The sequence below is a fragment of the Xanthomonas chitinilytica genome (genome assembly GCF_026107455.2).
Classification (GTDB): Bacteria; Pseudomonadota; Gammaproteobacteria; order Xanthomonadales; family Xanthomonadaceae; genus Stenotrophomonas; species Stenotrophomonas chitinilytica.
The window spans coordinates 247,118-265,063 of sequence record NZ_JAPCHY010000002.1 but is presented as its reverse complement, the minus strand read 5'-3'; the positions used below and the strand labels follow the sequence as shown (position 1 = coordinate 265,063).

The following is a 17,946-nucleotide window of genomic DNA, read 5'->3' as shown; positions in this document are numbered from 1 at the left end:
GTTGACGGCTCCATGCGAATGCGTATGGTCTGGTTGTGCCGCGCCGCAAGTGTCCGGACGAGTTGTCGCCGACGTGGCCATGCCGTCAACGGTCGGCTCGAGCCGAGGGGCGGTATATCCTTGTGCGGATCGTTTGCCGCATCGGGCAGTCGCAACAGTGCAGGAGGACCATCGAGTGACCACATGGTTTGTGACCGGCGGCGCAGGCTTCATCGGAGGCAACTTCGTGCTCGAAGCCGTGGCCAGGGGCATCCGCGTCATCAACCTGGATGCGCTGACCTACGCCGGCAACCTGCAGACCCTGGCCAGCCTGGAGGGCAACCCGGACCATGTGTTCGTCCACGGGGACATCGGTGACCGCGATCTCGTGGCACGCCTGCTGGCCGAGCATCAGCCCGATGCGGTGCTGAATTTCGCTGCCGAAAGCCACGTCGATCGATCCATCGACGGGCCCGGCGCCTTCATCCAGACCAACGTGGTCGGCACCCTGAGTCTGCTGGAGACGGTGCGCGATTACTGGAAGGGGCTGGTGCCCGGCAGGCGCCAGGCGTTCCGCTTCCTGCACGTCTCCACCGATGAGGTCTACGGCACCCTGGGCGAGACCGGCAAGTTCACCGAAACCACCCCGTATGCACCGAACTCGCCGTACTCGGCGTCCAAGGCGGCCTCGGACCACCTGGTGCGCGCATTCCACCATACCTACGGGTTGCCGGTACTGACCACCAACTGCTCCAACAACTACGGTCCCTATCACTTCCCGGAGAAGCTGATCCCGCTGGTGATCGCCAGGGCGCTGGCCGGCGAGCTGCTGCCGGTCTACGGCGACGGCAGGCAGGTCCGCGACTGGTTGTTCGTCGCCGACCACTGCGAGGCGATACGCACCGTACTGGCCAGGGGCAGGCCGGGCGAGACCTACAACGTCGGCGGCAACGCCGAGAAGCGGAACATCGAGGTGGTGCAGGCCATCTGCGACCTGCTGGACGCGCGCCGTCCGCGCGAGGACGGCCGGCCGCGCAGCAGCCAGATCGCCTACGTCGCCGACCGCCCGGGCCATGACCGCCGTTACGCGATCGACGCTTCCAAGCTGAAGGACGAGCTGGGCTGGGAGCCGAAGCACAGCTTCGAGCAGGGCATCGCTTTCACCGTCGACTGGTACCTGGACAACCAGGACTGGGTCCGCGGCGTGCTCGACGGCAGCTATCGGCTGCAGCGCATCGGCACTGCGGCTTGAGACGATTCATTCGCAGAAGAGATCGCCGCGGCCGCTGCGCGCCGGCGAAGGCGGGTGCTCGCAAAGGCCGGCACCAGATGCGGGCCGAAGGAACCAATACATGACACAACGCAAGGGCATCATCCTCGCCGGCGGCTCCGGCACCCGGCTGTATCCGATCACCAAGGGCGTCAGCAAGCAGCTGCTGCCGGTGTACGACAAGCCGATGATCTACTACCCGCTCAGCGTGCTGATGCTGGCGGGGATCCGCGAAGTGCTGATCATCAACACCCCGCACGAGCAGGCGCTGTTCCAGTCGCTGCTGGGCGATGGCTCGCAATGGGGCATGGACATCCGCTACGCGGTACAGCCCAGCCCGGACGGCCTGGCCCAGGCCTACCTGATCGGCCGCGATTTCGTTGCCGGGCAACCGAGCTGCCTGGTGCTGGGCGACAACATCTTCCACGGGCACGGCCTCACCGAAACGCTCAGGCGCGCGGATGCGCGCGTCGATGGAGCGACCGTGTTCGGTTACTGGGTCAACGATCCCGAGCGCTACGGCGTGGCCGAGTTCGATGCCGACGGCAAGGTGGTGGGAATCGTCGAGAAGCCCGCCAGTCCGCGTTCCAACTATGCGGTGACAGGTCTGTACTTCTACGACCGGCGTGCAGCCGACTTCGCCGCCGAGCTGCAACCGTCATCGCGCGGGGAGCTGGAAATCACCGACCTCAACAAACGCTACCTCGACGAGGACGCGCTGTACCTGGAGCAGCTGGGCCGCGGCTATGCCTGGCTGGATACCGGTACCCACCAGTCGCTGCACGAGGCGTCGAACTTCATCGAAACCATCCAGGCCCGGCAGGGCCTGCAGGTCTGCTGTCCGGAGGAGATCGCCTTCGGCAATGGCTGGATCGATGCGGTGCAGGTCGAACGGCTGGCTGCGCCGCTGGCGAAGAATGGTTACGGCCAGTATCTGCAGGCGCTGGTCAAGCGGGGAGTCGTGCGTTGAAGGTCATCGAGACATCGCTGCCGGGCTGCGTGGTGATCGAACCGGTCGTGTTCGGCGACGAGCGCGGGGTGTTTTTCGAGAGTTGGAATGCCGAGCGCTTCGCCGAGCATGGCCTGCCGACCCGGTTCGTGCAGAGCAATGTGTCGACCTCGGTCGGGGGGACGCTGCGGGGCCTGCACTACCAGTGGCCGCGGCCGCAGGGGAAACTGGTCAGCGTGCTCGAGGGCGAGGTCTACGACGTGGCGGTGGATATCCGCCGCGGTTCGCCGACTTTCGGCCGCTGGGAAGCGGTGGTCCTCAGTGCTGAGAACCGGCGCCAGCTGTGGATCCCGGAAGGCTTCGCCCACGGGTTCGCGGTACTGTCCGAGCGCGCGGTGTTCAGCTATCTGTGTACCGACGTCTACGTCAAGGAAGCAGACGCCGGCGTGCGCTGGAACGATGCCGGCATCGCCATCGACTGGCCGATCAGCGCCCCGATCCTGTCGGCCAAGGACAGGAATGCGCCGTTCCTGGAGGAGATCGCCCGGGATCGCCTGCCGGTCCATCTTCCATGACCGTGCTGGTATTCGGCGGCAACGGCCAGGTCGGGCGGGAGCTGCTGCGTGCGTTGGTGCCGCTGGGTGGAATCGTGGCGGCCACCCGCAGCGGCCGGTTGTTCGATGGTCGTACCTGCGAGACCGCCGACCTCGACCAGCCCGACAGCCTGCCGGCGCTGCTGGATCGCCTGCAGCCGCGCATCGTGGTCAACGCGGCGGCCTATACCGCCGTGGATCGCGCCGAACAGGAGCCGGAGCTGGCGTTCCGCGCCAATGCCGAAGCGCCGGCGGCGATCGCGCGCTGGTGCGCGGCCCATGACGTGCCGCTGGTGCACTACTCCACCGACTATGTGTTCGATGGTCGCGGCAAGCGGCCCTATCGCGAGGATGACGCCACCGGGCCACTGGGGGTGTATGGGGCCAGCAAGCGTGAGGGCGAAGAGGCCATCATCGCCTCCGGCGCGCGCCACATGATCTTCCGGACGGCATGGGTCTATGCCAGCCATGGCCGGAATTTCCTGCAGACGATGCTGCGGCTGGGGGCCGAGCGCGAGCGGCTCGGCGTGGTGGCCGATCAGGTCGGTACGCCGACCCCCGCGGCGATGATCGCCGACGTCACCGCGCAGGTGCTGCGGAGCGGCGCTTCCCGGTCGGGGCTGTGGCACCTGACCGCCAGCGGGCGGACCAGCTGGCATGGATTTGCCGAGGCGATATTCGAACGCGCGGTGGCCACGGGCCTGTTGGCCAGGATGCCGCAGGTCGATGCGCTCGAAAGCAGCCAGTATCCCACCGCCGCTTCCCGGCCGTCCTGGTCTTGCCTGGACAACCATCGCCTGCAGGAAGATTTCGGCATCGTGCCCCCTGCCTGGCAGGAGGGGCTGGATCGGGTGATCGCCGAACTGGCGGCCGCCGACCGGAACCGGTGAGCTGCCTGCCGGCACCGCTCCTGCGCCCCCGACCGAAGAGGTGGGGCGCGCTGCCCCGTCAGTCCTTGCCGAACAGATCGCGGGTGTAGATCTTTCCGGCCACGTCCTCGATGTCGCGGGTGATGCGGTTGGCGACGATCACATCGCACATGCCCTTGAAATCAGCCAGGTCGGTGATCACCCGCGAGTTGAAGAAGGTGGGCTCCTTGAGCACGGGCTCGTAGACCACCACCTCCACCCCCTTGGCCTTGAGCCGCTTCATCACGCCCTGGATCGAGGAGGCGCGGAAGTTGTCCGAGCCGGCCTTCATGATCAACCGGTAGATTCCCACCACCTTCGGCTCCTGCCGGAGTATCTGTTCGGCGACGAAGTCCTTGCGGGTGGAGTTGGAGGAGACGATGGCCTGGATCAGGTTCTGCGGGACGTCCTGGTAATTGGCAAGAAGCTGCTTGGTGTCCTTGGGCAGGCAGTAGCCGCCGTAACCGAAGGACGGGTTGTTGTAATGGTTGCCGATGCGGGGATCGAGGGAAACGCCGTCGATGATCGCGCGCGTATCGAGGCCATGGATCTGGGCATAGCTGTCCAGTTCATTGAAGTAGGCCACGCGCATGGCCAGGTAGGTGTTGGCGAAAAGCTTGATCGCCTCGGCTTCGGTCGAGTCGGTGTACAGCACCGGGATGTCCTCGGCCTTCGCACCCTGCAGGAACAGGGCCGCGATGCGTTCGGCGCGCGCGGAGCGCTCGCCGATGACGATGCGGCTCGGATACAGGTTGTCGTACAGCGCCCGGCCTTCGCGCAGGAACTCCGGCGAGAACAGGATGTTGTCGCTGCCGAAACGTTCCTGCGCGGAGCGTACGAAGCCGACGGGGACGGTCGATTTGATCAGCAGGATCGCCCGCGGGTTGACCTCGAGCACTTCGGCGATGACCTGTTCCACCGAGCGGGTATTGAAATGATTGGTGCGCTCGTCATAGTCGGTCGGCGTGGCGACGATCACCAGCTCCGCGTCGCGATATGCCTGGCCGCCGTCGGCGGTGGCGACCAGGTCCAGCGATGCCTCGGCCAGGAACTGCGCGATCTCGGGGTCTTCGATCGGGGACCGGCGGTTGTTGATCAGCTCGACCTTGCGCACGTCGATATCGACGGCGACCACGCTGTTGTGCTGCGCCAGCAGGATGGCGTTGGACAGGCCGACATAACCTGTGCCGGCAACGGCGATCTTCATCATGGATTACCTTGGCGAATACCCGGGCATTCTAACCACCGCACCAGGACCGTCGCCTGCCGATGCGGCAGTCCGGCGGGCGGCGATGGACGGAACGCGGTCGCCCCGGAATCAGGACCGCCCGTAGGTATCCTCGAAGCGCACGATGTCGTCCTCGCCCAGGTAGCTGCCGGACTGCACTTCGATCAGCTCCAGTGGCAGTTTGCCGGGGTTGCGCAGGCGATGGGTCACGCCCAGCGGGATGTAGGTGCTCTGGTTCTCGCTCAGCAGGATCACTTCGTCGCCGCGCGTGACCTCCGCGGTGCCGCTGACCACCACCCAGTGTTCGGCGCGGTGATGGTGCATCTGCAGGCTCAGGGTGCCGCCGGGCTTGACCGTGATGCGCTTGACCTGGAAACGCTCGCCGTGGTCGATGGAGTCGTAGGCGCCCCAGGGGCGGTAGACCTTGCGGTGCCAGGTCGCCTCGCTGCGGCCTTCCGCTTTCAGCCGCGCGACCACTTCCTTGACCTCCTGCATGCGGTCGGCCCTGCCGACCAGCACCGCATCGTCGGTTTCGACCACGATCACGTCGTCCAGGCCGACCAGGGCCACCAGCCGCTGGCCGTAGGCGTAGGTGTTGCGGCAGTCGATGGCGATGACGTCGCCCTGGTGGGCGTTGCCGTCGCCGTCCTGCTGGGAGACATCGCGCAGGGCCGTCCACGAGCCGACATCGTTCCAGCCGGCATCCAGCGGCACCACCACCGCATCGGATGTCTTCTCCATCACCGCGTAGTCGATGGAGTCGGAGGGCACGGCGGTGAAGGCGTCCTTGTCCAGGCGGGTGAAGTCGGCATCGCGGCGGGCCTTCTTCCATGCCATGCGGCTGGCCGTCAGCATGGCCGGGTGGTACCGCTCCAGTTCCTGCAGGTAACGCGAGGCCTTGAACAGGAACATGCCGCTGTTCCAGTAGTACTGGCCGCTGGATACATAGTCGGTGGCGGTGGCCAGGTCGGGCTTCTCGACGAAGCGCTCGACCGCACGCGTGCCGTCGCCGTCGGCGGCCTTGATGTAGCCGTAACCGGTTTCCGGACCGGTCGGCACGATGCCGAAGGTGACCAGCTTGCCGGCTTCGGCGGCCACCGCCGCCTGCAGGACTGCGGTGCGGAAGGCGGCCTCGTCGGCGATCACGTGGTCGGAGGGCAGCACCAGCAGCAGCGCATCGCCGCCTTCGCGGGTGGCTTCCAGCGCCGCCACGGCGATGGCCGGGGCGGTATTGCGGCCGACCGGCTCCAGCATGATCGACTGCGGCTGCACGCCCACCTGCTGCAGCTGCTCGGCGGCCACGAAGCGGTGCTCCTCGTTGGCCACCACGATCGGCATCTGCCCGGCGATGTCGGCCACGCGCAGCCAGGTGGCCTGCAGCATGCTGTGCTCGCCGGCCAGCGGCAGGAACTGCTTGGGATAGCTTTCGCGCGACAGCGGCCACAGCCGGGTGCCGGAGCCGCCGGAAAGGATGACGGGAAGGATCTGGCTCATGGGGACTCCGCGGTCAGGGGGCTGCGAGCAGGCCGGAAAGTTCGGCGGTGCGCTGCTGCAGCAACGCCGCGTCGCCCCGCGTTTCGATGTTCAGGCGCAGCAGGGGCTCGGTATTGGAACTGCGCAGGTTGAAGCGCCAGTCGCCGAAATCGGCGCTGATGCCGTCGGTATGGTCCAGCGCCGGCGACTGCCCGGCATAGTGCGCCATCACCCGGGCGACGGCCGCGCTGGCGTCGGCGACCTTGAAGTTGATCTCGCCGCTGCAGGGGAAGCGCGCCATGCGGTCCTCGACCAGATCGGCCAGCGAGCGGCCGGATTCCGAGACCAGCGCGGCGATCAGCAGCCACGGGATCATCCCCGAGTCGGCATAGGCGAACTCGCGGAAATAATGGTGGGCGCTCATCTCGCCGCCGTAGACCGCGTTCTCCGCGCGCATCTTCTCCTTGATGAAGGCATGCCCGCTCTTGCACAGCACCGGCACGCCGCCGGCCGCCTCGACCATCTCCACCGTGTTCCAGACCAGGCGCGGGTCGTGCACCACCTTGCCGCCGGGATTGCGCGCCAGGATCGCCTGCGCCAGCAGTCCCACCAGGTAGTAGCCCTCGATGAAGCGGCCGCCATGGTCGAAGAAGAAGCAGCGGTCGAAATCGCCATCCCAGGCGATGCCGAAGTCGGCGCCGTGCTCGACCACCGCGCGTGCGGTGACGTCGCGGTTCTCCGGCAGCAGCGGGTTGGGGATGCCGTTGGGGAAGCTGCCATCGGGCTCGTGGCAGATGCGCACGAACTCGAACGGAAGGTGCGGCGCGAGCAGGTCGATGATGGTGCCGGCGCCGCCGTTGCCGGCGTTGACCACCAGCTTCAGCGGCTTCAGCGCCGCCGCATCGACATGGCCCAGCAGGTGCCGCACGTAGTCGCTCTTGTCCGGTTGCGTCCGCAGGCCGGCGCGGGCGGCCTGCGGCGGGGCGGTATCGGCTTCCACGGCATCGGAAATGGCGAACAGGCCGGTATCCGAACTGATCGGCCGGGCCTGTTCGCGCACCAGCTTCACGCCGTTGTAGTCCATCGGGTTGTGGCTGGCGGTGACCATCGCCCCGCCGGCGGCCTGCAGGTGGTCGACCTGGAAATAGACCTCCTCGGTGCCACACAGGCCGATGTCGATCACCTCGCGGCCGGCGCCGCGCAGGCCGGCGGCCAGCGCATCCTGCAGCCCCTGGCTGGTCAGGCGCACGTCATGGCCCAGCACCACGGCTCCGGGGCCGAGCTGCGCGGCCAGGGCCACGCCGATGCGGCGGGCCATCTCCGCGTCGAGCTCGTCCGGCACGCGGCCACGGATGTCGTAGGCCTTGAAGGCGGGAAGGGGCATGGCGGGCATCCTGCGGAATCGGTCGATCCGCTAGTTTAGTGCGTGGCGTGACCGGCCGCTGTCTGCGCGCTGGACGAAAGTCCAAGGGGAGGCGATTTCCGGCAGCGGCTAGAATGCGGGCAACCTTTCACACGAGTCAGGTCGATGAGCGATTCCCTTCCTTCAAACGGCGCGCGGCGCGGCAAGTTGTTTGCCGATGCCCGCGAGGCACTGTCAGGAGTGGTGGCCGATGGCCAGACCCTGGCGGTCGGCGGCTTCGGCCTGTGCGGCATCCCGGAAGCGCTGATCGCGGCGCTGCGCGACAGCGCGGTCAAGGACCTGACGGTGATCTCCAACAACGCCGGGGTGGATGGCTTCGGCCTCGGCCAGCTGCTGGAAACCCGGCAGATCAAGAAGATGATTTCGTCCTACGTGGGCGAGAACAAGGAATTCGAGCGCCAGTTCCTGGCCGGCGAACTGGAGCTGGAGTTCAACCCGCAAGGCACCCTGGCCGAGCGCCTGCGTGCCGGCGGCGCCGGCATCCCGGCGTTCTTCACCGCCACCGGCTACGGCACCGTGGTGGCCGAGGGCAAGGAAACCCGCGAGTTCGACGGCAAGCACTACGTGCTGGAAACCGCGTTGCGCGCCGACGTGGCGCTGGTCAAGGCGTGGAAGGCCGACGAGGCCGGCAACCTGGTGTTCCGCAAGACCGCGCGCAACTTCAACCCGGCCTGCGCCATGGCCGGCAGGCTGTGCGTCGTGGAGGTGGAGGAAGTGGTGCCGGTGGGCAGCATCGATCCGGACCAGGTGCACCTGCCGGGCATCTACGTGCACCGCATCGTCCACAACCCGCATCCGGAAAAACGCATCGAGCAGCGCACCGTGCGCCAGGGAGGAAACTGAGATGGCCTGGACCCGCGACGAAATGGCGCAGCGCGCCGCCCGCGAACTGACCGACGGCGCCTACGTCAACCTGGGCATCGGCCTGCCGACGCTGGTGGCCAACCACATCCCCGAGGGCGTGGACGTGTGGCTGCAGTCGGAGAACGGCCTGCTCGGCATCGGCCCGTTCCCGACCGAGGACGAAGTGGATGCGGACCTGATCAACGCCGGCAAGCAGACGGTGACCGCGCGCGCCGGCGCCAGCTACTTCGGCAGCCACGACAGTTTCGCGATGATCCGTGGCGGCCATATCAACCTGGCGATCCTCGGCGCGATGCAGGTGACCGACAAGGGCGACCTGGCCAACTGGATGGTGCCCGGCAAGATGGTCAAGGGCATGGGCGGGGCGATGGACCTGGTGGCCGGGGTGCAGCGCGTGGTGGTGCTGATGGAGCACACCGCCAAGAACGGCGAGCACAAGATCCTGCCCGAATGCACGCTGCCGCTGACCGGCGTGGGCGTGGTCGACCGGATCATCACCGACCTGGCGGTGTTCGACGTCACCGACAGCGGATTGAAGCTGGTGGAGACCGCGCCGGGCGTGAGCAAAGACGAGTTGAAGGAAAAGACCGGCGTGGTGTTCGCTGACTGATTGACGCGCGGCCGGCACATAGCGTGCTGTGCGTCACATTATTGCGCTGAGGGGGCATGGCGGCGGCGCGGTAAACGCGTCGCCGCCACTATAGTGTGCGCCGCATTCCGGATGGACTTCACGGGCGGGTAGGGAACCCCAATGGAGAGCCATTCCCATTTCTCCTGCCGAGAGCCCCCAACAGAATGAAGTACCGCCGTTTTCGCTCCACCTTGCTCGTAACTTATGTGTTCCTGGCAGGTTGCGCCCAGTCGTTCCAGGATATGGACAGGGCCTCCGCACCCGCTTCCGATACGCAACTGTCTGATGCCGCTACGGTTCCGATGGAGTCGGTGAAAAGGGTGCCGGGCAATTCCATCGCCGGACTTCCCGATAATGGCGTGTTGCTGGAATACGCCGCCGCTCCGGTGCGGGGCGGGGATGGCGCCTACACCCTCCATCCTGTCCAGTTGAGCGAAGCGCACGCTTTCGCGGCCATGCATGGCGACGAACTGGTCGTGCCGGCGCCCAATGGCGACCGGATCCGGTTGCGCTACGAGCGTCACGAAGAACAGCAGGACGGAAACTGGACCTGGGTAGGCCGGGCCGCCGATGGTGATCTTTCCCAGGAGGCCGTCATCACCTTCGGTCCGGATGCTGTTTTCGGTTCGATCCCCCAGGCCACCGGCATGCCCCTGCAGATCGCCACGCGTGACGGCAGGACATACTTGATGGAGGGCGATCCGAATCGCTTCAAGCCCGCCGTCCCGGAAGGGAACGACGGGCTGTTGCCGCCTCCGATCGATGCGGATGCCGAGGACGGCATGATGGTCGAGCAGATGGTGGGGCAGGTGATGGATGCCGTCAGCGCCGAATCCGACACGTCCGCGGGAAGCGCCTACGATGCGGCCCCGGCAGCCGTTGTCCCTCCCATGGCTGCCGCGGCTGCCGCTGCCGCCACGCCACAGAACACGATCGACCTGCTGATCGGGTATACGACGGGGTTCCGCACAGCGCAGGGGAGCGAATCCGTGGCACGTACCCGCCTGAGCTACCTGGTGGCTGTTGCCAACCAGGCCCTGGTCAACAGCAAGGTCAATGCGACGATGCGCATGGTCGCCTCGATCGAGGTCAATTACCCCGATGGCACCAGCAACAACATGGCATTGGACGATCTCACCGGCCGCGGCCAGGGCAGCAATGGTCCGGTGGCAGGGCTGGCGGCGTTGCACTCCGCACGCGACCGCTATGGTGCGGATCTGGTGAGCCTGGTGCGGCACTATGACCGGTCCGTGCATGGCGGCTGTGGCGTTGCCTGGCTTCTCGGTGGCGGTGGCAGCGAGATCACCCAGGGTTCGGCCGGTTATGGCTTCTCGGTGGTCAGCGATGGCTCGGTTCAGGTCGGGTCGACCATCTATTTCTGCAGCGATGAGACGCTGGCGCATGAGGTCGGCCACAACCTCGGGCTCGCACACGATGTCGAGAATGCAGGTGGAACCGGCCGTTATTCGTATTCCTATGGTTACAAGGCCAATGCCAGCCAAGGCAACTTCTATACGGTGATGGCCTATGGCGACAGCGGACAGACCGGCATCCGGATCTTCTCCAACCCCGACGTGAAGTCCTGCAAGGGGTATGCGTGTGGCGTCGCCAACCAGGCGGACAATTCGCGCACGCTCAGGCAGACCGTCCCCGCCGTATCCGCTTTCCGCAATACCATGATGTCGTTTTCGACCGGGAAATCGGGCGATTACAACAAGGACGGGCGCGATGACGTGCTTTGGCGGAATTTCGGCTCGGGCGCCAACATCATCTGGCTCGCGGCCGACACCAACAACCGGCGGGCGACCAACGGCATCTCCAGCCAGGAGTGGCGGGTGGTGGGAGTCGGCGATTTCGATCGCGATGGTGCTTCCGACATTCTCTGGCGCAACTTCGCCACCGGTGCGAACATCGTCTGGCCAGCTGGCAACTATGCTTCCCGCAAATCGCTTTCCTCCATCGCCGACTCCAATTGGAAGGTCGTGGGCGTTGGCGATTTCGATGGTGATGGACGTGACGATATCCTCTGGCGCAATTTCGCTACCGGCTCAAATATCGTCTGGCCGTCAGGCAGCTATGCTGCCCGCAAATCGCTGACACGCATTTCCAATCTGAACTGGATGGTCGTGGGCGTCGGCGACTTCAACGGCGACGGCCGCGATGACGTCATCTGGCGGAACGCCAGCACTGGTGCAAACACGATCTGGCTCTCCGGCAACTATGCGATGCAGCAGCCGCAGAAGCGCATCTCCAGTCTGGACTGGAAAATCGTCGGGGTCGGTGATTTCAATGGAGACGGTCGCGACGACGTCCTGTGGCGCAATACCGCTTCTGGCGCGAATACGATTTGGCTCTCAGGCAACTACGATACGCAAATGGCGATGAGCAAAATCGCCAACCAGAACTGGCGTGTGGTGAGTGTCGGCGACTACAACGGCGATGGGCTGGCCGACATCTTCTGGCGGAATACCGCATCCGGATCCAACAATGTTTGGTACTCCGGAAACTACGGCCTGTCCCAGACCGTCGGCAAGGTGGCCAGCCAGGCATGGGAAGTCATGCCCTGAGAGACACCCGCGGCCATGCCGTGGGAGAGTGCAGCGCGTCATCGCTGCTGGAGCTGGGGAGTCCCGGCAGATGGCGCGACATGAATCCAGTCACGGGTTTGCCCTTCGGTCTGTGAAGGCAAGCCCGTGGCTCGTTCCAGGGCATGAGGCCTTGGCAAGCTGCTGCGGGCAGCCCATGGGCGCGGCGACCGGCGCTAGCGGGAATCGGGCAATATCCGTTGCAGGGTGCTTTTGGCATTGTCCGCCGAGAAATGCTCCTGCACGTTCCGCTGGCCGTTGACCGACAGCGATTCCCACAATGCCGCGTCCTGGTACAGCCGCACGCAGGCGTCGGCGAAGGATTGTGCGTCGTCGGCCAGCAGCGCGTCGCGCCCGTCCTCGATGAACATACCCTCGGCGGCGATGGCGGTCATCACCACCGGAAGGCCGTGGCTCATCGCGGTGTTGACCTTTCCCTTGACGCCGGCACCCACGCGCAGCGGTGCCACCGCGATCCGGCATTGGGACAGCAATGGCTCCAGTGATTCCACCCGGCCGTGGACCAGCACACCGGGCGATTGCAGTTGCTGCCGGTCCTGGTCGGGGATGCTGCCGACCAGATGCAGCCGGATGTCGGGGAGCCGTTCGCGGATGCGCGGGAAGATCGTGGTGACCAGCCAATAGGCGGCATCGCGGTTGGGTGGGTGGCCGAATCCGCCGACGAACAACAGATCCGCCCGTTCGGCATGGCCCAGCGTGCGCGCCTGCACGTGATGGATGTTGGAGACGATCTCCACCCCGATGCCGGGAGCAAGCCGGGAAAGCAGTTCCTGCTCGATCGGGCTGACCACCAGGGTCACGTCGCTGCGCGCCATCAACGACAGTTCCGTCCGGCGGGTGCGCTCGGCGGCGGCGTGCAGGCGCCGGTCGCCTGCGGCTTCGGCTTCACGCGATTCGCGCAGGAAATGCAGGTCGACGGTATCGAAGATGATGCGCGCATCCGGTGCCAGCGCACGGATCAGCGGCAGCTGCATCCGCGCGACCGGATGGCGGCACAGAATGGCGGCATGGAGCCGGGAGGCATGCGAGCGCAGCCAGTGGGGCAGGCTGGCGCTGCCGGCCACGCCGATGGTCTCCACGCCGATGCGGGCCAGCCTGGCTTTCTCCTCCGGCGTGGTCCTCCCGCTGTCCGGCATGAAGCTTACCTGCCAATCCAGGTCGACCAGCAGCTGCAGCATTTCCAGCAGGCGGACGGAGCCGGAGTCGCGTGCCGGATCGGGCATGACGGCATCGACCACCAGGACCCGCCCTTCCGATCCGGATGGCGCGGGCGCCGTTGGTGGAGGCAATGCCGGCGCAGGTTGCTGCACGTCGCGCCGGTTCCTCACCAGTGCATGGACATGTTGCCAGGTGCCGGCGATTCCGCGGGTCAGCAGGCTGCGTCCACCACCGGCCAGTTTGCGTGCAAGCCGGCGCAGGTGCCAGATCGCTTCGGTCAACCCGGTCGTCCTCATCGTCCGCTCCGGTGCGGGGGGCGGTACGCGGCCGGATCGTGGCGATGAGGGGAGGGGCGATGGGACCGGGGCGCGTGCGGTCGTCGGTGCAGGCAGGGGGATACGGACATGCCTGCATTCTGGGAGTTTGCGGCGAGGGCGGCAATCGCGCGCGGCGGCGCATGCTAGCGTGGAGTCATGCGAATGGATCTGCCCGATGCCGATGTCGTGCTTCGCCCGCAGTGGTTGCCTGCCCAGGATGCGCAGGCGCTGTTGCGGACGTTGCTGGACGAGGTGCCCTGGGAAATTCACCGTATCCGGATCTTCGGGCGCGAGGTCGATTCGCCACGGCTGAGCTGCTGGATGGGCGATCCGCAGGCGCGCTACCGCTATTCCGGTACCCGCTTCGAGCCGCATCCGTGGTTGCCGGCGCTGCTGCCGCTGCGCGAACGGCTGCAGGCCGAGACCGGGCGGACGTTCAACAGCGTGCTGCTGAACCGCTACCGGGACGGACGCGATGGCATGGGATGGCACAGCGACGACGAGCCGGAACTCGGGCCGGCGCCGGTGATCGCCTCGCTCAGCCTGGGCGCGACCCGCCGCTTCGTGCTGCGCGACCGCCGCCAGCCGTCGCGCAAGGCCGAGTTCGCGCTTGCCCATGGCGACCTGCTGCTGATGGCCGGGCAGACCCAACGCCATTGCCAGCACGCCCTGCCCAAGACCGCACGGGCCGTGGGCGAGCGCATCAACCTCACCTTCCGCTGGATTGCGCCGGTCTCCGCCGGCGGCGGTCAGGGCGTGGCCGGCACGCGTCCGTCGCGTTGACGCAGCTGGTCGTCCTGGCCGCTGAGCAGGGTCCAGCCGACCAGCTCGCTGGCGACCCGTTGCAGCACCTGCTCGAAGGCGTCGGTGACGTCGGCGATGGCGGGGGTGGCGGCCGGTTGCGCCTGCACGAAGGTGCGCGAAGCCACCACGCGCTGGTCCATGCTGTGGATCAGCTTGGCATTGAGTTCGATGGTGGCCGCGGGCTGGTCGCCGCCGCGGTAGTCGGATTCGAAGCGGCGCAGGTCCACCGTCAGCTTGTAGTCCGAGCGGATGCCGGTGGCGACGCGGGCCGCGGCGCCGATGCGGCTGGAGTCCTCGAAGCCGCGCAGCAGGATGTCCTCGAGCATGTCGGTCGCTGGCTGCGCCCAGGTGGCGCCGCGGTAGACCTCCAGCTCCCCGGGCGTGGGCCGCACGTTGATGCGCGGGCTGTCGATCAGGCGCGACGCGCTGGGCTTGGCGACGGCCAGCTGCCAGTCCACGGCCGGCCACGCCGGGTCGGCGGCGATGCGCACGACGGGCGCGTAGATCGTGATCGGGTCCTTGTTGCCGCCGGCCATCAGCGAGCAGCCGCCCAGCGCGAGCAGGGCGAGGGGAGCGAGCAGGCGGAAGCGCAGGGAAGGGCTCATTGGGGGTCGAATTCCTTGGGAGCGTCGCGACCGAGCAGGTAGCGCGCGGGGTTGTTCTCCAGGCGGTCGCTGACCCGGCGCAGGTCGCGGATCAGGCCGCGCAGTTCGGTCAGGGTCGGGCCGAGCTGGGCCAGGCCGTCGTTGGCGAAGCTGCTGATCGCCGCGCGGTTCTCGCCGAGGATCGCGTCGGCGTTGCCGGCGGCCGAGTCGAGCTTGGTCAGGGTGGTTTCCAGCTTTTCCAGGATCGGCGGCAGCTGCTGCACCAGGTTCTGGTCCAGGCGCTTGATGGTGCCGTTGGTGGTGGTGAGGGTGGCGTCGAGGTTGCGCGCGGCGTCGCGCGCGCTGGCGATCAGCGCCTGCGTCCCGGCCTCGCGGTCGGCCATGCCGCCGCTGATCGTTTCCAGGTTCTGCAGCGTGGCCGAGATGCTGGCGACGTTGCGGTCGCTGAGCACTTCGTCCAGCCGCTCGACGATGCGGTTGGCCACGTCGGTGATGTTCTGCAGGGCCGAGGGCGTGGTCTGGATGATCGGCGCCGGGTCCTTGCTGGCCGCGGTCAGGGCCGGCGCCTGCGGGCTGCCGCCGCTGAGCTGGATGATCGACGGGCCGGTCAGGCTGGTGATGGCGAGCTTGGCGCGGGTGTCGGTCTTGACCGGGGTGGTGGAGTTCAGGCGGATGCGGGCGATCACCATGCGCGGGTCGTCCGGCGCCAGCGTCAGTTCCGTGATCGAGCCCACGGCGATGCCGTTGTACTGCACCGGGCTGCCGACCGACAGGCCGGTGACCGCCTCGCGGAACACCACGCGGTACTCCTGCCAGGTGCGGTCGGAGGAGTACTTGGCCGCCCACAGCCCGAACATCAGCAGCGCCAGCGACACCACGAGGGTGAATACCCCGATCAGCACGTAGTTGGCTTTGGTTTCCATGGGGTCACGGTGGGGAAGGGATAAGGGAGGTGTGTACTGCACATTCCTGCAGGAGCGAGGTGAGTCGCGACTGAAGCTTTCCCGGGAAAGCCCGGTCGCGACTCACCTCGCTCCTGCGTCTGCGGTTGCGGGGCGGGCGCTCGGAGCATTCCACCAGTGCGGTGAAAGCGGGGCAATGAAGATGGTTCATTCCCTTCTCCCGGTTCCCCGTTCCCCGCTTTCCCGCGCCGCCCTCGCGCGCGGGCCGTGGAAGTATTCCTGTATCCACGGGTGGTCCAGGCGCTCGATCTCGGCCAGCGGCGCGTTGGCCACCACCTTGCGATCGGCCAGCACCGCCACGCGGTCGCAGATGGCGTAGAGCGTGTCCAGGTCGTGCGTGATCAGGAACACGGTCAGGCCCAGCGCTTCCTGCAGGGTCTTGATCAGGCGGTCGAAGGCGGCCGCGCCGATCGGGTCCAGCCCGGCGGTGGGTTCGTCCAGGAACAGCAGCGGCGGGTCCAGCGCCAGCGCCCGCGCCAGCCCGGCGCGCTTGCGCATGCCGCCGGACAGCTGCGAGGGCAGCTTGTTGATCGCATCGGCCTGCAACCCGGCCAGCTTCACCTTCAGCAGCGCCAGTTCGTAGTGCCAGCGGTCGCCCAGCTCGGCGTGGTGTTCCTTCAGCGGCACCTGCACGTTCTCGCCGACGGTGAGCGAGGAGAACAACGCGCCGTCCTGGAACAGCACGCCGGTGTTGCGCTCGATGTGCAGGCGGGTGGTCGGGTCTTCCGAGCGCGCGTCCACGCCCAGCACCTCGATCTGCCCGGCGTCGGGCCGGCGCAGGCCGAGGATGGAACGCATCAGCACCGACTTGCCGGTGCCCGAGCCGCCGACCACGCCGAGGATCTCGCCGCGGCGCACGTCCAGGTCCAGGCCCTGGTGCACCACCTGGCTGCCGAAGCGGTTGTCCAGACCGTGCACCCGGATCACCGGCCCGTCGGCGACCGCCGGTGCCGGCGACGGGGGCGTGGAAGGGGAAGGTTGCCCGCTCATCTCACCAGTCCATGTGCATGAACCACAACGCGGCCAGCGCGTCGAGGATGATCACCAGCGAGATGGTCTGCACCACGCTGGAGGTGGTGCGCTCGCCCACCGACTGCGCGGTGCCTTCCACCTTGAGCCCCTCCAGGCAGCCGATCAGGGCGATGATCGCGGCGAACACCGGCGCCTTGGACAGGCCGACCAGCATGTGCCGGACCTCGATGGTCTCGTGCATGCGCGCGATGTACATCTGCGGCGGGATGTCCAGGTCGAAGGCGCCGACGGTGACGCCGCCGGCCAGGCCGGCGACCATGGCGACGAAGGTCAGCAGCGGCAGCATCACCAGCAGCGCCACCACCCGCGGCAATACCAGCAGGTCGACCGGGTCCAGCCCCAGGGTCTGGATCGCGTCGATCTCCTCGCGCGCCTTCATCGCGCCGATCTGCGCGGTGAAGGCGCTGGCGGTACGCCCGGCCAGCACGATGGCGGTCAGCAGCACCGCGAACTCGCGCAGGAAGGCGATGCTGACCAGTTCCACCACGTAGATCTCCGCGCCGAAGTCGCGCAGGATGGTCGAGCCGAGGAAGGCGATCACCGCGCCCACCAGGTACGAGAGCAGCGCCACCAGCGGCACCGCGTCCAGCCCCACCTGTTCCATGTGGTGCACGGTGGCGGTGAGCCGGAAGCGGCGCGGCTCCCTGATCAGGCGCGCGCCCTTGGCCAGGTTCTCGCCGAGGAAGCTGGCCAGCGTCACCACGTTGCGCGCGGCGATGTGCACGGTGATGCCCAGGCGTTCGAGCGCGGCCAGTACGCCGAAATCGCGCCTGGGCTTGGGACGGTCGTCGGCGACATCCTCGATGGTGCACACCAGCGCACGATGGTCTTCGCGGAAACTCAGCGCGTCGTCCTGCAGGCCGGCGCGGCGGGCATAGCGCAGCAACTGCAATACCCCGGCCGAATCCAGCTTGGCGATGCCGCTGGCATCGAGCCGTTCCACGCCCTGCGGCAACCCGCGCAGCGCGTCGCCCATCTGCAGCGCGGTGGCCAGCGTCCAATACCCGGTCAGCCGCACCTGGTGGGAGGCATTCGGATCCTGCTGGCAGTGGGGGGGCTGTATTTCTGTCATGGGCACGCGTCCGCTGCCGAGCATAACCTGTCCTTCCTTCGCGCGAGAACGCGCGTGGCGACAGGCTTCGGG

The 17,946-nt window shown here is 67.1% G+C and carries 16 protein-coding genes; 8 read left to right on the top strand and 8 right to left on the bottom strand.

From position 1 onward, the window contains the following. The first annotated feature begins 175 nt into the window (after positions 1-175). From rfbB to rfbD, 4 genes are all read left to right on the top strand, one after another. Complete coding sequence (gene rfbB, locus OK345_RS03265; RefSeq protein WP_265126473.1) at positions 176-1,231, top strand: dTDP-glucose 4,6-dehydratase; 1,056 nt, start codon at positions 176-178, stop codon at positions 1,229-1,231. Between the two features lie 100 nt (positions 1,232-1,331). Then, entirely contained in the window at positions 1,332-2,219 is an 888-nt protein-coding gene (gene rfbA, locus OK345_RS03260) for a glucose-1-phosphate thymidylyltransferase RfbA (RefSeq protein ID WP_265126472.1), read from the top strand. After that, positions 2,216-2,773 (top strand): dTDP-4-dehydrorhamnose 3,5-epimerase, encoded by a 558-nt coding sequence (gene rfbC, locus OK345_RS03255; RefSeq protein WP_265126471.1) that lies wholly within the window; start codon positions 2,216-2,218, stop codon positions 2,771-2,773. Before rfbA ends, rfbC begins: the two co-directional genes overlap by 4 nt. Continuing rightward, complete coding sequence (gene rfbD, locus OK345_RS03250) at positions 2,770-3,681, top strand: dTDP-4-dehydrorhamnose reductase (RefSeq protein WP_265126470.1); 912 nt, start codon at positions 2,770-2,772, stop codon at positions 3,679-3,681. Before rfbC ends, rfbD begins: the two co-directional genes overlap by 4 nt. Before the next feature lie 58 nt (positions 3,682-3,739). Here rfbD and OK345_RS03245 read toward each other — a convergent pair whose 3' ends face one another. From OK345_RS03245 to OK345_RS03235, 3 genes are all read right to left on the bottom strand, one after another. After that, positions 3,740-4,906 (bottom strand): nucleotide sugar dehydrogenase, encoded by a 1,167-nt coding sequence (locus OK345_RS03245; protein WP_265126469.1) that lies wholly within the window; start codon positions 4,904-4,906, stop codon positions 3,740-3,742. 111 nt (positions 4,907-5,017) lie between these two features. Continuing rightward, positions 5,018-6,421 (bottom strand): mannose-1-phosphate guanylyltransferase/mannose-6-phosphate isomerase, encoded by a 1,404-nt coding sequence (locus OK345_RS03240; RefSeq protein ID WP_265126468.1) that lies wholly within the window; start codon positions 6,419-6,421, stop codon positions 5,018-5,020. Positions 6,422-6,434: 13 nt separating this feature from the next. Further along, positions 6,435-7,784 carry a phosphohexomutase domain-containing protein gene (locus OK345_RS03235; protein ID WP_265126467.1) on the bottom strand — a complete coding sequence of 450 codons (1,350 nt, stop codon included), beginning with the start codon at positions 7,782-7,784 and terminating at the stop codon, positions 6,435-6,437. A 144-nt stretch (positions 7,785-7,928) separates the two neighbouring features. On the opposite strand from OK345_RS03235, the gene OK345_RS03230 reads away from it, so the two are divergent. From OK345_RS03230 to OK345_RS03220, 3 genes are all read left to right on the top strand, one after another. Continuing rightward, complete coding sequence (locus OK345_RS03230; protein ID WP_265126466.1) at positions 7,929-8,666, top strand: CoA transferase subunit A; 738 nt, start codon at positions 7,929-7,931, stop codon at positions 8,664-8,666. A 1-nt stretch (position 8,667) separates the two neighbouring features. Next, complete coding sequence (locus OK345_RS03225) at positions 8,668-9,297, top strand: CoA transferase subunit B (protein WP_265126465.1); 630 nt, start codon at positions 8,668-8,670, stop codon at positions 9,295-9,297. Positions 9,298-9,482: 185 nt separating this feature from the next. Then, positions 9,483-11,885, top strand: a complete 2,403-nt coding sequence (locus OK345_RS03220) for a reprolysin-like metallopeptidase (RefSeq protein WP_265126464.1) — start codon at positions 9,483-9,485, stop codon at positions 11,883-11,885. 194 nt (positions 11,886-12,079) lie between these two features. Here the strand turns inward: OK345_RS03220 and OK345_RS03215 are convergent, their stop codons facing one another. Then, a complete protein-coding gene (locus OK345_RS03215) occupies positions 12,080-13,378 on the bottom strand; it encodes a glycosyltransferase (RefSeq protein WP_265126463.1) in 1,299 nt (432 codons plus the stop codon). 177 nt (positions 13,379-13,555) lie between these two features. Here OK345_RS03215 and OK345_RS03210 point away from each other — a divergent pair, with 177 nt between their 5' ends. Next, on the top strand, positions 13,556-14,182 hold the full coding sequence (locus OK345_RS03210; protein ID WP_265126462.1) for an alpha-ketoglutarate-dependent dioxygenase AlkB family protein: 627 nt from the start codon (positions 13,556-13,558) through the stop codon (positions 14,180-14,182). Here OK345_RS03210 and OK345_RS03205 read toward each other — a convergent pair. The 4 genes from OK345_RS03205 to OK345_RS03190 all read right to left on the bottom strand — a co-directional run bounded on the left by OK345_RS03205 (position 14,149) and on the right by OK345_RS03190 (position 17,874). Further along, entirely contained in the window at positions 14,149-14,808 is a 660-nt protein-coding gene (locus OK345_RS03205) for an ABC-type transport auxiliary lipoprotein family protein (RefSeq protein WP_265126461.1), read from the bottom strand. The genes OK345_RS03210 and OK345_RS03205 overlap by 34 nt on opposite strands. Continuing rightward, on the bottom strand, positions 14,805-15,731 hold the full coding sequence (locus OK345_RS03200; protein WP_265126460.1) for an MlaD family protein: 927 nt from the start codon (positions 15,729-15,731) through the stop codon (positions 14,805-14,807). Before OK345_RS03200 ends, OK345_RS03205 begins: the two co-directional genes overlap by 4 nt. Before the next feature lie 186 nt (positions 15,732-15,917). Then, entirely contained in the window at positions 15,918-16,760 is an 843-nt protein-coding gene (locus OK345_RS03195; RefSeq protein WP_265126459.1) for an ABC transporter ATP-binding protein, read from the bottom strand. A 1-nt stretch (position 16,761) separates the two neighbouring features. Further along, the gene (locus OK345_RS03190) at positions 16,762-17,874 is read right to left on the bottom strand and encodes an ABC transporter permease (RefSeq protein WP_265154888.1); all 1,113 of its coding nucleotides are present in this window, start codon (positions 17,872-17,874) and stop codon (positions 16,762-16,764) included. Positions 17,875-17,946 lie beyond the last annotated feature (72 nt).

What these genes read in the sequence shown, in the direction of transcription:
- OK345_RS03200 (WP_265126460.1), bottom strand. Translation starts at nt 15,731, where the DNA reads ATGGAAACCAAAGCCAACTACGTGCTGATCGGGGTATTCACCCTCGTG.
- OK345_RS03195 (WP_265126459.1), bottom strand. Translation starts at nt 16,760, where the DNA reads ATGAGCGGGCAACCTTCCCCTTCCACGCCCCCGTCGCCGGCACCGGCG.
- rfbD (WP_265126470.1), top strand. Translation starts at nt 2,770, where the DNA reads ATGACCGTGCTGGTATTCGGCGGCAACGGCCAGGTCGGGCGGGAGCTG.
- OK345_RS03190 (WP_265154888.1), bottom strand. Translation starts at nt 17,874, where the DNA reads ATGACAGAAATACAGCCCCCCCACTGCCAGCAGGATCCGAATGCCTCC.
- OK345_RS03240 (WP_265126468.1), bottom strand. Translation starts at nt 6,421, where the DNA reads ATGAGCCAGATCCTTCCCGTCATCCTTTCCGGCGGCTCCGGCACCCGG.
- OK345_RS03205 (WP_265126461.1), bottom strand. Translation starts at nt 14,808, where the DNA reads ATGAGCCCTTCCCTGCGCTTCCGCCTGCTCGCTCCCCTCGCCCTGCTC.
- rfbA (WP_265126472.1), top strand. Translation starts at nt 1,332, where the DNA reads ATGACACAACGCAAGGGCATCATCCTCGCCGGCGGCTCCGGCACCCGG.
- OK345_RS03230 (WP_265126466.1), top strand. Translation starts at nt 7,929, where the DNA reads ATGAGCGATTCCCTTCCTTCAAACGGCGCGCGGCGCGGCAAGTTGTTT.
- OK345_RS03220 (WP_265126464.1), top strand. Translation starts at nt 9,483, where the DNA reads ATGAAGTACCGCCGTTTTCGCTCCACCTTGCTCGTAACTTATGTGTTC.
- OK345_RS03235 (WP_265126467.1), bottom strand. Translation starts at nt 7,784, where the DNA reads ATGCCCCTTCCCGCCTTCAAGGCCTACGACATCCGTGGCCGCGTGCCG.
- OK345_RS03215 (WP_265126463.1), bottom strand. Translation starts at nt 13,378, where the DNA reads ATGAGGACGACCGGGTTGACCGAAGCGATCTGGCACCTGCGCCGGCTT.
- OK345_RS03210 (WP_265126462.1), top strand. Translation starts at nt 13,556, where the DNA reads ATGCGAATGGATCTGCCCGATGCCGATGTCGTGCTTCGCCCGCAGTGG.
- OK345_RS03245 (WP_265126469.1), bottom strand. Translation starts at nt 4,906, where the DNA reads ATGAAGATCGCCGTTGCCGGCACAGGTTATGTCGGCCTGTCCAACGCC.
- OK345_RS03225 (WP_265126465.1), top strand. Translation starts at nt 8,668, where the DNA reads ATGGCCTGGACCCGCGACGAAATGGCGCAGCGCGCCGCCCGCGAACTG.